Source organism: Paucisalibacillus algeriensis (assembly GCF_000577245.1).
GTDB lineage: Bacteria > Bacillota > Bacilli > Bacillales > Amphibacillaceae > Ornithinibacillus.
In genome coordinates, this window is sequence record NZ_CBYO010000014.1 from 44,631 (window position 1) to 59,254 (window position 14,624).

A 14,624-nucleotide genomic window follows, 5' to 3' on the forward strand; every position below is an offset into this window, starting at 1 on the left:
CTAGATAAAATAAGGCTGCCTCAATCATATGGAGACAGCCTTAAAGATATAATATTCTATGGATACAAACGATTTAATAATCTTGGGAACGGAATAGTCTCTCGAACATGTTCAACTCCAGAAATCCACGCTACTGTACGTTCTAGACCTAAACCAAAACCAGAATGGGGAACACTTCCGTATTGGCTCAATTCAAGGTACCACTTATATGCAGGTCCGTTAAGTCCATGTTCCTCATAACGTTGTTTCATTAAATTTAAGTCATCTATTCTCTGGGATCCACCTATGATCTCACCATAACCTTCTGGTGCAATTAAGTCCGCACATAGAACGACATCTTCTCTATTTGGATCTGGCTTCATATAAAATGCTTTAATATCTTTTGGCCAGTTTGTAATAAAGACTGGCATGTCAAAGTCTTCTGCAATAGCTGTTTCATGTGGAGCTCCAAAGTCTTCTCCCCACTCAATATCTGTAAACCCTTTTTCTTTTAATAAGGAAATCGCATCATCATAAGAAATTCTTGGGAATGGTGCTTTTACCTTCTCAAGCTTAGAAGTATCTCTTTCCAAGACAGCTAGCTCTAATTTACAGTTTTTTAGAACAGATTGAACGATATGACTAACATAGTTTTCTTGAATTTCCAAGCTTTCATCATGTTCAACAAATGCCATTTCCGGCTCAATCATCCAAAACTCAATTAAATGTCTCCTTGTTTTAGATTTTTCTGCTCGGAAAGTTGGACCAAATGAAAATACTTTTCCAAGAGCCATAGCAGCTGCTTCCATATATAATTGACCACTTTGTGATAAATAAGCATCTTCATCAAAATATTTCGTATGGAAAAGTTCTGTGGTTCCTTCCGCGGAAGATCCTGTTAAAATAGGTGGATCAATTTTCACGTAACCATTTTCATTAAAGAACTCATATGTAGCTCGGATAATTTCATTTCTGATTTTCATAACAGCATGTTGTCTTTTTGATCGTAACCAAAGATGACGGTGATCCATTAAAAATTCCGTACCGTGCTCTTTGGGAGTGATTGGATAATCAACTGATTCATGAATTAACTCAATATTTTCCACTTGCATTTCATAACCAAATGGCGAGCGGGAATCTTCTACAATAGTACCAGTTACGTACATAGAAGATTCCTGAGACATATTTTTTGCTAATTGGAATGTTTCTTCACTAACATCACTTTTGGCAACTACTCCTTGGATAAATCCTGTTCCATCACGTAATTGCAAAAAGGCAATCTTTCCACTTGATCGTTTATTTGCGAGCCATGCTCCGATAGTTACTTTTTGACCTAAAGACTTAGGTACTTGTGCGATTGTTGTTTTCAACGATATAACCTCCATAAATAAATAATTTGCTCTGTTTCGACAAAGACTATTTCATGTTATTTTCTACAAAGCGCTTAATCCGGTTCGCCGCTTCAACTAATTGTTCTTTTGAAATAGTATATGACAATCGAATATAATCGGATGAACCAAAGCCTGATCCAGGCACAACGGCAACCTTTTCTTCCTCCAATAATGCTTGAACCCATTCGTCAACTGTATTAAAGCCGTTAAGTTTAGCAGTTTCCGATACATTAGGAAAAAGATAAAAAGCTCCCTGAGGCTTTTTACATGTTACACCCGGAATCTTAACGATTAAATCATATAATGCATCAAGTCTTTCTGCAAATACTTTGCGCATTTCCACAGTTGGGTCAACTTCTCTTTGATATGCAGCAAGAGCTGCATATTGTGCGATTGAAGTAGGATTCGATGTGGAGTGAGACGCTAAATTTGTCATTCCTTTAATAATATTTAATGGACCTGCTGCATATCCAATTCTCCAACCCGTCATTGCATGTGACTTTGACACTCCATTAATGACAACGGTCTGTGCTTTTAATTCTTCTGAAAGTTGTGCAATGGAAAGATGTTCATCATCGGTATAAATCAGTTTTTCATAAATCTCATCCGATATAATAAGAATATTATGTTTAAGACACAATTCTCCTAAGGTGTATAGTTCTTCTTTGCTATACATCATTCCAGTTGGATTACTTGGAGAATTAATTATGACTGCTTTTGTTTTATCTGTAATAGCTGCATTGAGCTGTTCTGGTGTTATTTTAAAATTATTCTCTTCTTTCCCATCAACATAAACTGGCTTTCCACCAGCAAGTTTTATTTGCTCAGGATAGCTCACCCAATAAGGTGATGGAACAATCACCTCATCATTTTTGTTTAAAAGAACCTGAAACAGTGTGTAAAGAGCATGTTTTGCACCAGAAGTAACAATTATCTGATTCATATCATAGGAAAGCTTGTTTTCTTTGTACAGTTTATCAATGATAGCTTGTTTTAATTCATTAATACCACCGGCTGGAGTATATGTCGTTTTCCCCTGATCCATTGCATCTTTTGCAGCTTCAATAATATAATCTGGAGTATTAAAATCCGGTTCCCCAGCTCCTAAACCAATTACGTCAAAGCCATTTTGCTTTAATTCCTTTGCTTTAGCAGTTATTGCTAAAGTGGTTGAAGGTGTTAATGTTTTTACTCTGTTTGCAATCTCCATTTACATTTCCCTCACTTAATCAAACATTTTTTTAAAACGAAATTCCTCATATTTGGTACCATCAAAAATGGATACATAGTCTAAGACATATCGATTAGCTTCGTCATAATAGGTTATTTCCCATAGAGCATTACCCTTATTAATAGCAGGAACAATGTCAATTAGCTCACACTTTACACATTCATTCATCCAATTTGCTTTTACAGTATCATATTGTAAAATCTCAGTTTGATTAACAATTGTCAACTTCTTCTCATCATCTTCTGGAACAAACACAATAATGCTCTGTTCTGCTTTTGTTTTACCGAAAACAACATGATAAAGGGAATCAGCTTGATACCTTGATGTACTCTCTATTTCCACAATATCAGTCTCCTGTAAGACACGATGTTCTGCATCAGAAAATCCTTTTGTCTTACTTTCTTGAATATCGGAATATAAATTTATTATAAAGATAAATATAGCAATAATAATAAAAAATAATACAAGCAAAGTCCATTTTGTCCAAGCGGGGAATCGAAAATCTCTTCTATGCATGGTAATGTGTTGGAATACTACCAACTTCTTTCTTTATGTTCAAAATGCAAATATGTATTGACTGTAAAATCCCTTGTATTACCATACTTTCACCCTCCATTTTTCTATACATTCCAATTTACTTCTATTCTTATCAATTATTGCTAAACATACTTACCATATCCGCTGTCTATACTAAGTTTACGTTGAACTTAAATAAGATGAAACACCTAACCATTATACCAAGCATATCTACATTTTTGTTTTATTTTTATTTATTTCAACCAAATAATTCTAAACTCCATACCACCTTGCGTAACTGATGCACTTGCATCAGTTCTTTTTTTACTTTTTAGACAGAACCACGGCTAGAAAACACTTCAAGTACAGGGTACATCAATTCGAAATGATTCATAGTGTCTCCCTAGTAATTGGGTCTAGTGAGCTTTCATATTTATTAAAACCATTCTTTCGCTTTTTGCATTAGCTGTTTTGTAGTATCGAAAGAAATTGGTATTTGTGGTATAGAATCAGTAAAGTATTTACCATAGGATGATCTGATAATTCGTGCGTCACATATAAAGACAATTCCTCTGTCATTTGTGGAGCGAATTAGCCTTCCAAATCCTTGCTTAAAACGGATCACCGCATTCGGTAATGAAAGGTCATAAAAAGCATTTCCACCAGCCCTTTTCATATCTACTGCTTTTGCTTCATAAACTGGATGATTCGGTGGCTGGAATGGGAGTCTTACAATTACTAAACATGACAAATCATCACCCGGAATATCCACCCCTTCCCAGAACGAACTTGTACCAAGAAGAATAGACTGATCAAAAGTTTGAAAATTCTTTTTTAATCTTTCCCTGCTTCCACTGGATATACCTTGTGCAATGAGTACAAACTTTTCATTTTCCATTGTTTCTTTCAGTAAATAATAAGATTTTTTAAGCATATCGTAAGATGTAAATAATACCAACATCCTACCATTTGTAATTTCAGCAAGGGATAATATGGATTCCGATGTTGCTGCAATAAAATCATCTATATTTCCATAATTAATATCTGGAAAATCATTCGGTACCATTACCCTAACCTGTTTATCATAGAAAAAAGGAGATGCTATCTTCTTTGTGGACAGCCTATCTTTTGGAATTCCTACTCTTTTTCGGATAAAATCAAATGAATTTCTCATAGTTAGAGTTGCACTTGTTAAAATAACACTTTCTTTCACATCAAAGAAGTTTTTTTGTAAAATCGATGATACATTTATAGGTTCGCAATATAAATAAACTGCATTTTTCGCGCCATATGCTTCGATTTCAATCCACTTTACATTGACCGAATCATTATCCATTAAGAATAACTGCTCTAACCCATCAATGAACGACTGTAATATTTCAATTCGACGTTCTGTCTCATCTTTTACTTCTTTAACAGCTAAATTTTGACTTAGTAAGTTTAATAAATGTACCAAATCACGAATATAGAATATTAATCTTGTTGCCATTTCCTTAATTAGACTCCAGTTCTTATCGACTTCATCCTTTTTCTCGTATCGGTATTGAATTCTTCCGACATCACTAAGAACCTTTTGTGATCCATTTTTATTTAAAACATATTGAAAAATGGTTCGAAACAAATCATCTAATTCATATTTCGCTAATGTCAATAGATCATTCCAACGATCTTTAACATCAACATCTCCATTAGCGGCAAGATCAATATTCAAATTATCTAGCCATTTTCCTTCTCCAAAAGCACCTATTTGGTTGAATAGATGTTGCATATTCACATAATCTAATTTTAAACCATAATACTTAGAAGCAGTTTCCTCCAAATGATGTGCCTCATCAATGATAGCCTTGTCATAGTTTGGAAGGTACTGATAATCATGAAAGATATCTGTACATAATAATGCATGATTTGTAATGATAATATCTGCTAATTGAGCATTTCTTCTGGCCTTTTGGTAATAGGAGTATTTAAACCATGGTGACGTTGGGTCTGCAAGTCCTTCCACTTCAGCTGATATTCGCTTATAGAAAATTTGGCCATGGGAAGGTAAATGCAATTCATCGATATCACCTGTCTCTGTTTCTAATAACCATACAAGTATCATTGCCTTTGTTAAAGCTGTGTCATAATTATCATGTTGTACTGAATAAAGTTCATTAGCGAACTTTTCAATACTAATATAGTGCTGCTTTCCCTTCAGTAATGCAACTTTAAATGGAATCTTAACTAGCTCTCTTATTAAAGGTATTTCTTCTTCCAGTAATTGTGACTGTAATTGTGTTGTGTACGTACTTATTACAATTTTTTTATTTGATTTAACAGCCTCATAAATACTCGGAATTAAGTATGCTAATGATTTCCCGGTACCTGTTTCGGCCTCGATTAATGCGTGTTTACTCGCCTGAAAAGAATCAAATATATCCTCAGACATGATTCGCTGTCCATCCCTCTTCTCATAATTTTTCATTGTGGATTCCATCGTTCCACCTATTTCATAGATGGAATCCAGGTATTCACCAAATGATGAGGTAATGGTGACTTTATCACGTTTTTCTGGTGATATATTACGAAAAGCTAACCCTTTATAGCTCGTAAATTTTGTACCTTCCACTGAGTAAGATAACGCCTCTAACTGTAGGTTTAATAGCTCATATAAATCTGATTTTAATATCTTTTCAATTTTTAAAAGATGGTTAATTGTCTCATTTGGTAAGGTAGAAATCTTGTCTTGTAACTTAATAAAAAGTTTAGCGGTAACATAGGCATCTGACAAGGCACGATGTGGATTATCATGTTCTATATTTAGAAACTCTGCTAGGATGCCCAATTTATATCCAGGTGAATGAGGATATAATATTCTTGTCAGTTCAACGGTATCAAGTACAGGGTTCTTCAAACTTGGTTTTCCGATTGCAGATAACTCTGCATTTAAAAATCCTAAATCGAATGGAACATTATGGGCAATTAAATAGCTATCTTCAAGTATTTCAACAATTACTTCAGCCATTTCAGAGAAAGTTGGAGCATCCGCAACATCTTCATCTTTAATACCAGTCAATTGCGTAATAAATGGTGGTATAGACTTACCTGGGTATAACATGGTAGAAAATTCATCAACAATCTCATTATTTTCAATTACAACCATACCCACTTCGATAATTTTATCTTGGCTTGCGCTTGAGTTTCCTGTTGTTTCTAGATCCAAGACAACAAATCGATTCATTTCATCACCACCCTTGCCTTTCATTATATAATGTATCCAAATAAAAATTCATTTCTATTATACAGTTCGTAACGGATGTAAGCAGCCCGTATATACATTGCTTCTAAAAGCCACAATCTTTTAGTAAACAGCCTATTAATTATGGACGAACACCAGATTAAAACTACAGGTAGAAGGTTGTCCCAGGTAATAGGTTAAATACCAAAAGACACCTTCAAAGCATTTGCTTAATGACGGATACCGAACCAATCAATTTCTCCAGAATAAATCTTATGAATAACGCCATCATCGTACTTAGCCAGTAGTGCTCCATCTTCCGCTATACCTGTTAGAATTGCATCTTGAACACTCTGGAAAGTTTTCAGTTGAACCTTTTCACCAAGACGATATCCATAGCTTTCCCATCTTTTTTTAATAATAGAGAAACCATGGTTGATATATTCGGCATATGACTTTTCAAACGCAACAAAAATCCTTTGGATTAATTTCGTAATATCCCACTCTTTACCAGATTCAATCATCAAGGATGTTGCTTTTGATTGTATATCATCTGGTATTTCACCATCATCATGATTCACATTCATCCCAATGCCGATTACAATATATTGAATTTGATCTTGCTCTGCTTGCATCTCTGTTAAAATGCCCGAAACTTTTCTATCATGTAGGATAATATCGTTTGGCCATTTAATTTTTGGGTCTAATTCTAGTTCTTTTTTCATCACATCAGCTAACACTGTTGCTGTTAGAAGCGTTAATTGAGGTGCTAAATAAGGGAGTATTGTAGGTCTTAGAATAATACTCATCCAAATCCCTTTGTTTTTTTTACTATACCACTCGCGTTGTAATCTACCTTTTCCGGCAGTTTGTTCATCTGCGATAACAACTGTTCCATGGGGGGCATTATCCATTGCTAATTGATGTGCTAGTAATTGAGTTGAATTTATTGTTTCTTTATGTAAAATTGATTTCCCTAACCAATTCGTTTCTAGCCCCCATTGGACAGTATTTTCACTAACTTTACTCGGGGATTTTATGATTCGATATCCTTTATTACGTTTTGCCTCAATAACATAACCGTCTTTTTCTAATTCCTTCATATGCTTCCAAATAGCACTCCGTGAAATCTGCAGTAGATCAGAAATTTCCTGTCCAGAGATAAAATTTCCATCATTTATTGATAATACATGTATTAGTTTACTCCGGGTGGATTCCATTTTATCCAGTCCTTTAATTTTGAATTCTTGTTTTCAATTTTGCCTTCAACCACTAATTTCTCAATTTTTATTAAAATCTCCTGAATCCAAGGTCCTTTTTTCCTATTGGGAAACAGTTCTATTATATCATTTCCGTTAATATCTAGGTCTGATTTAGACAAAATTACTAAATCACTTTTAAGTTTTAATAACCTTTCCTCATTAACCTTCTGAGAAAAAACAATTTCTGTTAAACGTGAAAAAGCCATATGCATGTCTGGTAGAAGTTTGTAAACAAGCATATTATCTAAACCGTTTGACTTGTAATAATTAATTGCATCATTTAAAAGTACTGCTTCTTTTTGTACTTTGTTTGAGCATTTCCAACCCTTTGTAATTGTTCGTATATCGACACTAGGTTCTGTTTGATGAACGAGACAAATCACTTCTGCCAATGAATGAACTGGTCGTACTTTTTCACCTATCTTATGTAAAATATGATACTTATTTAGTACCGGTAAATGCTGCTCAATCCCTAAGTCGTTCATATACTTCAAACCTGTTTTAACAAACATACCTGAAAATAATTTCTGTATTTCTACGGTAATCCGTTCTATAGCCAGCCCTTCAATTGCTGGTTTAACATCTTGAATAGCAAGAAGTGTTTCTTGTTCAATTGTAAAACCTAACTGACTAGAAAATCGAAATGCTCGTAAAATGCGCAGTGGGTCTTCTTTTAATCGTTCTTTTCCGTTTCCAACGGTACGAAGAAGTCCATGAAGTAAATCCTCTTGACCATGAAATAGATCAAGAATCTTCCCATCTTTATCCATCGCCAAAGCATTAATTGTAAAATCACGTCGGGCTAAATCCTGTTCAATTTTGTCAATAAACTGAACCGAATCCGGATGACGACCATCAGAATAGTCACTCTCAACACGAAAAGTAGTAACCTCGTACGAGACTTTATTATACCTTACAATCACCGTTCCATGTTCAATACCAACCGGTATGACCTCGTCAAAGATTGTTTGGATCATATCCGGTTTAGCGGAGGTTGTAATATCAATATCTCCAATAGGGCGTTTTAACAATAAGTCACGAACACATCCACCAACAAAATATGCTTGGTGTCCTGCCTGTTCAATTTTATCAATTATATAAAGTGCATCTTGGAAAGGACCTGTTAATAGGCTCATAAATACACCTCAATTTTACTAATCATATAATACATCCTTATATAGCTCGATATATTGATTCAAAATAATAGTGGAATGAAAATAATCTTTAACATGCTGTAATGCATTACTTGAAAATTTCTTCATTAAATTTTCGTCTGTCAATAATCTTTTTGCGTAGATTGCTGCCGTTTCGATATCCCCTAACTCAACAACAAACCCTGTTTCCTCTTGTACAATAACCTCAGGTATCCCACCAACATTTGTTCCGATACAAGGAACTTCACACGCCATTCCCTCTAACAGTACCAGTCCAAAGCTCTCTTTTTCGGACATTAGTAAATTTAAATCTGATATCGAAAGAAGATCGCTAATATTTTTTTGTTTACCAAGGAATAAGACATCGTTTCTTAAACCTAGCTTGTCAACTAATTGAATGGTATTCGAGTACTCTGGCCCATCTCCCACTAAAAGCAGTTTCGCTTTCAAATCATCACGAATTAATTTAAAAGTATGGACAATATCATCTAACCGTTTAACTTTTCGGAAATTAGAAATATGAATTACAACTTTTTCATCCGTTTCGATTCCGTACTGGGCTTTAATATGTTTTAAATCTTTTTTAAAGTATTCCTCTTCATTAACAAAATTGTAAATGACTTTAATATCTTTCTCTACATCAATCATTGTTTTAGTTTGTTCGACCAAATCTTTGGATACTGCAGTTACAGCATCGGAATTTTCAATACCATATTTAATCATCCGTTTAAACGTATTGTCAATTCCTAGCACAGTTATATCAGTTCCATGAAGGGTTGTAACAATTTTCACAGGACGTTTAGCCATATCACGCGCCAAAATAGCACAGACAGCATGTGGCAATGCGTAATGAACATGAAGAATATCTAATTCCTCTCTGTCAATCACTTCTGCCATTTTTGTTGCCAACGCTAAATCATATGGAGGGTATTGAAAGACTGGATAATGACTCATCTCCACCTCATGATAATAAATATTGGGGTGCACCTGATTCAATCGGAATGGTAAACCAGATGTAATAAAGTGAATTTCATATCCTTGCTCTGCTAATAGCATACCTAACTCTGTTGCAATAACACCTGACCCACCTACAGTTGGATAACATGTGATTCCTATTTTTTTCATACTTCCTTATCTCTTCTCTCTTTTAATACTTTTCTCCAATCCATATCCCCTCGTTCTAAACCATGTATAAATATCTCAGCAGAACTTATGTTGGTAGCAAGCGGAATTTGATGAACATCGCACAGTCTAATAAGTGCACTCACGTCAGGCTCATGTGGCTGTGCGGTTAATGGGTCACGGAAAAAAATAACCATATCCATTTCATTATTTGCTATCATTGCACCTATTTGCTGGTCACCCCCTAAAGGGCCTGATTGGAACCTATGAATAGAAAGACCAGTTTCCTCACTTATCTTTTGACCCGTTGTACCAGTTGCAAACAAGTTATGCTTCTCTAGTACATGCTTATACGCTAGTGCAAAGTTAATAATGATGGGTTTCTTTTTGTTATGGGCAATTAATGCAATATTCATTTAGCTACCTCCCATTATGAATCTAAGTCGAGCACATTCTCTAATCCATAAACAAGTTCTTCTAAACCTAAGACATTGTTCACAGATAATTTGATCCCTTCCATAAAAGACTTTCTATTCATAGAATCATGCTTTATTGTTAGTAACTGACCCTCACCACCAAAGATCACTTCCTGATGCGCAACTAATCCAGGTAATCGCACACTATGTATATGTATCCCATCATCCACTGCTCCTCTTGCACCTTTTAGCACTTCAATTTCCTCTTGATTACCTTGTCTCTTCGATTTACGGACTGTTTTAATCATTTCAGCTGTTTTGAAGGCTGTTCCTGATGGTGCATCAACCTTATTGTCATGGTGCTTTTCAATAATTTCAATATCAGAAAGATATTTTGCAGCTATTTTTGAGAAATGCATCATGAGAATGGCTCCAATTGCAAAGTTTGGTGCAATAATACATCCAGTATTACTTTCTCTAGAAGCCCTTTCAATATCTGCTAGCTGTTCAGCAGTAAAACCTGTTGTTCCAACTACACAGCGAATTTTCTTTTGTAATGCCATCATGATATGATTATAACTTGCTTCTGCAACAGTTAGGTCAATTAAAACATCGACATCGGATCCATAAAAGGCTTCCTCCGGATGTTGAAAGACAGGGATACCTTTTTCAGCTAATAATGATATTCCGGCTTCTTTTCGATCAATACAACTAACTAATTCAAAATCTGGTTCTCCTATTACCATTCTGATTGCCTCACTGCCCATTCGACCACGGGGACCTGCAATAACAATTTTTATACTCATTTTACAATTCCTCCTGATGCAGTTACTTTTTAGTCCATCTATCTTTATCTCTTGTTTCAAATTTAGTCATAGATCTATTAAATGAATCAGAAAGATCTATTTGCAGTGAATTTGCTATGCATGTTATGACAAAGATAATATCACCTAATTCATCTTCAATTGTATTCGCTTCTTCTGTTACCTTTTTTGGCTTCTCGCCATGATAATGGTTTACTTCACGAGCAAGTTCTCCTACTTCTTCGGTTAACCGAGCCATCAAGGAAAGTGGAGAAAAGTATCCCTCTTTATACTGACTAATATAGTCGTCTACTCTTTTTTGAATTTCCTCTGTTGTTAATCCTGACCTATTAATGATATTCCGACTCCTTTATTTATTATATTCTTTAATGTTAGCGAATAGCGGTATATTTGACAAATTATTTAGCTAGGTAAAACATTGTTCTACATCTTTAAATTGATTATAATGAGTAAAGCGCAGGGACTCCTGGACAAAGCAACTTTAATTGTACTAACTATTAATAGCGTGTTTATCTTGGTGGTCCATACATAATTGGAGGTACAGCAATGATTTTTGGGTTGAGAATTAAGAATATCATATTTATTTTACTTGGAGCTGCCATATTTTCTTTTGGAATCGTTCACTTTAATATGCAACACAACTTAGGAGAAGGTGGATTTACGGGCATCACGCTTATTTTGTTCTTTGCGTTTCACTGGGATCCAGCTATCACGAATATTATATTAAACATACCCATTCTTCTTGTCGGATGGAAATTCCTTGGGAGAAATACATTTTTCTACACAATCATCGGAACGTTGTCCGTTTCATTGTTCTTGAGTATTTTTCAAATTAATCCTTTTGATATTCATCTGGAACAGGACATGTTTCTTGTCTCCTTATTTGCCGGTGTATTTATCGGAGTTGGGCTTGGGATCGTGTTTCGCTATGGGGGTACTACCGGAGGGGTAGATATTATTGCGAGGATTGTCCATAAATATGTCGGATGGAGTATGGGAAGAACGATGTTTATGTTTGACTTCCTTGTTATTGCAACCTCAATCTTCACTATCCTCGAACTAGCACAAGGAATGTATACATTAGTTGCCGTTTACGTTGGTGCAAGGGTTATTGATTTTATTCAAGAAGGAGCATATACTGCTAGAGGTGCAACGATAATTTCATCTAAAAGTGACGAAATCGCTCAGAAAATCATGAATAAAATGGAACGAGGAGTTACTGTACTAGATGGTCGTGGTAGCTTCACGGGTGAAAAACGTGATGTATTATACTGTGTTGTGGGTAGAAATGAAATAGTTAAACTTAAAAACATTATCAACTCCATAGACCCACATGCATTTGTTGCAGTAGGTGCTGTTCATGACGTTCTAGGTGAAGGGTTCACTCTAGATGAAAATAAAAATCCAATAAATGATTAGAACGTTAACACAATTTAATGAGTTCCCGGGGTTTTCACCTAAAAGGTAAGATTCAAATACTACAGTATGGTATGTCAAAATGTTACTATCATGTCAATTTGCTTTAGGGCTTTGGCTTAAATATATAGTCGATAGAAACTGTGCGGTAACCATTTAAATATTAGTGAAGCTAGGAACTACCGCTACGGCAGAATACTCCGCTTTCCGTAGCGGGTATGTTGCTCAACCATAAATCTGTAGTTACCGTACAGTTTCTTTCAATTTGGCGGCGAAGGTATTGAAGACAAGATAATGAAAAATCCGAACTAATACGAATTCTATAGTAAGAATTTCGCATTAAAGTTCGGATTTCTCTTTACCTTTAATATTTTTGTATCATTACTCTTGATTACTAGCCACAATCATTAAAATAAATCGAATTAATTCAGCAACAGCAACTAAAGCAGCTGCTACATAGGTCATGGCTGCAGCATTTAATACCTTTTTCGTTTCACGTTCCTCATTGTTACGAATTACTCCCGTTGATACGAGTTGTGTCATTGCACGGTTTGATGCATCAAATTCCACTGGTAAAGTAACTAATTGGAACAAAACAGCACCTGCAAAGAAAATAACTCCGATAGTCGCTAATCCTGTCATTCCTAATAATAAACCAGCAAGTATTAGGAAAAATGAAATATTAGAACCAAAATTGGCAACTGGAACTAACGCGCTTCTAAATCTTAAAAATGCATAGGACTCTGCATCCTGAATAGCGTGTCCAACTTCATGAGCCGCTACAGCAGAGGATGACATGGAATGACCATGATATATACCAGTAGATAGCCTTACAACCTTCTTGCGAGGATCGTAGTGGTCGGTTAACATCCCTTTTGTTTCATGTATTTCTACATCATAAAGACCATTATCGTCTAATATTTTTCGAGCTACTTGAGCACCAGTCATCATAGATGATGTTGGTACTTTTGAATATTTTTTATAGGTGCTTTTCACCCTTGATTGTGCCCAAAGTGGGATAATCATAAGTAGAGCAATATAAATTATATATGAACCTAAACCCATTCACTAATTCCTCCATATGATAAATTTTCATGTTTCCTTATAGTCAATTTTAGTCAAATTTCCTCATTCAGTCAATTGATTTGTCGTTATCCTCAACTCGTTTTTCATTCTTTTCACCCTTATATTTTCTCCAACTTACGTAAGATAATGTGCTTGCTATTATTCCACCAACAATTATTAACAACCAATAAAAGGGAAACATTTCATCGTTTCCCTTTCCTTGTCCACCTATATTGGCACTCACAGCCTCACCTATGATTGCTTCCATTACAAAATACAATATAATCCCTATGATTAACCAGATGATAACCTTAAGGAATGTTGTTTTATTCATAGAGATCACCCCAAATATCATAATCTCTATAAATGTATGAATGGTAATCAGATTATATAACTTTATAAGCTTGGCTTATTTTTACGACTAATAGTCAATTTATAAGCAATAAAAATAGAGAGTATGCTTAGCCAAAAAGTAAAGTATCCTATCTCATTCATATAATCTGTTAGTGAAGAATAAACTGGCATCATTCCAAAGACATAATCAATTACATCATTATGTAATGTCCATATTGCCGCTATTACTATATGGACAACTCTTATTTTATAGAACGGTGCATAGAGTAATCCTTGAATTGCCATAGCTGCGTGTGAAGCAATTAACATGTATGCTTCTGCTGGCAAACTTCCGTTAAACCATAATGTCAATACATTCATGACAACAGCCCATACTCCATATTTAAATAAGGTAATAATGGCGAGTGCCTCTATTAGCGGAAAGTGCTTCTTAAATATGAATAATAATAAAAAGATTGTAAAAAACAAACTTGCAGTTGGGCTATCCGGTACAAAGATCAAGAAAATATCAGGTGTTTTTTCTAATTGCCAACCATACCAGTCATATCCATAAATTGTACCAAAGAGGTTAATGACAAATAACAGTATTAGGAAGCGTTTATCCAGAAATATTGCCTTCAACATATAATTAATTTTGTCCTCCTCCTTCACTGATGAAAAAGCACCTTTACCAATAT

14 protein-coding genes are annotated in these 14,624 nt (G+C 34.9%); 1 reads left to right on the forward strand and 13 read right to left on the reverse strand.

What is annotated here, in order from left to right; translation table 11 throughout:
* Positions 1-56 precede the first annotated feature (56 nt).
* From asnS to TY11_RS09815, 10 genes are all read right to left on the reverse strand, one after another.
* Positions 57-1,349 carry an asparagine--tRNA ligase gene (gene asnS, locus TY11_RS09770; protein ID WP_042145616.1) on the reverse strand — a complete coding sequence of 431 codons (1,293 nt, stop codon included), beginning with the start codon at positions 1,347-1,349 and terminating at the stop codon, positions 57-59.
* 46 nt (positions 1,350-1,395) lie between these two features.
* Positions 1,396-2,580: a pyridoxal phosphate-dependent aminotransferase gene (locus TY11_RS09775; RefSeq protein WP_042145618.1), complete on the reverse strand. Its 1,185-nt coding sequence runs from the start codon at positions 2,578-2,580 to the stop codon at positions 1,396-1,398.
* A 15-nt stretch (positions 2,581-2,595) separates the two neighbouring features.
* Entirely contained in the window at positions 2,596-3,072 is a 477-nt protein-coding gene (locus TY11_RS09780) for a cell wall elongation regulator TseB-like domain-containing protein (RefSeq protein WP_155982691.1), read from the reverse strand.
* Positions 3,073-3,553: 481 nt separating this feature from the next.
* Positions 3,554-6,337 (reverse strand): ATP-dependent DNA helicase DinG, encoded by a 2,784-nt coding sequence (gene dinG, locus TY11_RS09785; RefSeq protein WP_042146487.1) that lies wholly within the window; start codon positions 6,335-6,337, stop codon positions 3,554-3,556.
* Positions 6,338-6,564: 227 nt separating this feature from the next.
* Entirely contained in the window at positions 6,565-7,554 is a 990-nt protein-coding gene (locus TY11_RS09790) for a biotin--[acetyl-CoA-carboxylase] ligase (protein WP_042145625.1), read from the reverse strand.
* Positions 7,530-8,732, reverse strand: a complete 1,203-nt coding sequence (locus TY11_RS09795) for a CCA tRNA nucleotidyltransferase (protein WP_042145628.1) — start codon at positions 8,730-8,732, stop codon at positions 7,530-7,532. The genes TY11_RS09790 and TY11_RS09795 overlap by 25 nt, the downstream gene beginning before the upstream one ends.
* Before the next feature lie 18 nt (positions 8,733-8,750).
* Positions 8,751-9,875, reverse strand: coding sequence for an N-acetyl-alpha-D-glucosaminyl L-malate synthase BshA (bshA, locus tag TY11_RS09800; RefSeq protein ID WP_042145630.1), 1,125 nt, complete (start codon positions 9,873-9,875; stop codon positions 8,751-8,753).
* The gene (gene mgsA, locus TY11_RS09805) at positions 9,872-10,288 is read right to left on the reverse strand and encodes a methylglyoxal synthase (protein ID WP_042145633.1); all 417 of its coding nucleotides are present in this window, start codon (positions 10,286-10,288) and stop codon (positions 9,872-9,874) included. The genes bshA and mgsA overlap by 4 nt, the downstream gene beginning before the upstream one ends.
* 14 nt (positions 10,289-10,302) lie before the next feature.
* Positions 10,303-11,094, reverse strand: a complete 792-nt coding sequence (gene dapB, locus TY11_RS09810) for a 4-hydroxy-tetrahydrodipicolinate reductase (RefSeq protein WP_042145636.1) — start codon at positions 11,092-11,094, stop codon at positions 10,303-10,305.
* Between the two features lie 22 nt (positions 11,095-11,116).
* Positions 11,117-11,449: a nucleotide pyrophosphohydrolase gene (locus TY11_RS09815; protein ID WP_042145638.1), complete on the reverse strand. Its 333-nt coding sequence runs from the start codon at positions 11,447-11,449 to the stop codon at positions 11,117-11,119.
* A 209-nt stretch (positions 11,450-11,658) separates the two neighbouring features.
* Here TY11_RS09815 and TY11_RS09820 point away from each other — a divergent pair, with 209 nt between their 5' ends.
* Positions 11,659-12,531: a YitT family protein gene (locus tag TY11_RS09820; protein ID WP_197025078.1), complete on the forward strand. Its 873-nt coding sequence runs from the start codon at positions 11,659-11,661 to the stop codon at positions 12,529-12,531.
* Positions 12,532-12,909: 378 nt separating this feature from the next.
* Here TY11_RS09820 and TY11_RS09825 read toward each other — a convergent pair whose 3' ends face one another.
* The 3 genes from TY11_RS09825 to lhaT form a co-directional block, all read right to left on the reverse strand.
* Complete coding sequence (locus TY11_RS09825; protein WP_042145640.1) at positions 12,910-13,593, reverse strand: zinc metallopeptidase; 684 nt, start codon at positions 13,591-13,593, stop codon at positions 12,910-12,912.
* Between the two features lie 67 nt (positions 13,594-13,660).
* The gene (locus TY11_RS09830; RefSeq protein ID WP_042145642.1) at positions 13,661-13,927 is read right to left on the reverse strand and encodes a sporulation protein YpjB; all 267 of its coding nucleotides are present in this window, start codon (positions 13,925-13,927) and stop codon (positions 13,661-13,663) included.
* Positions 13,928-13,989: 62 nt separating this feature from the next.
* Positions 13,990-14,571, reverse strand: coding sequence for a lipoprotein heptaprenylglyceryl N-acetyltransferase LhaT (gene lhaT, locus TY11_RS09835; protein WP_042145646.1), 582 nt, complete (start codon positions 14,569-14,571; stop codon positions 13,990-13,992).
* Between the last annotated feature and the right edge of the window lie 53 nt (positions 14,572-14,624).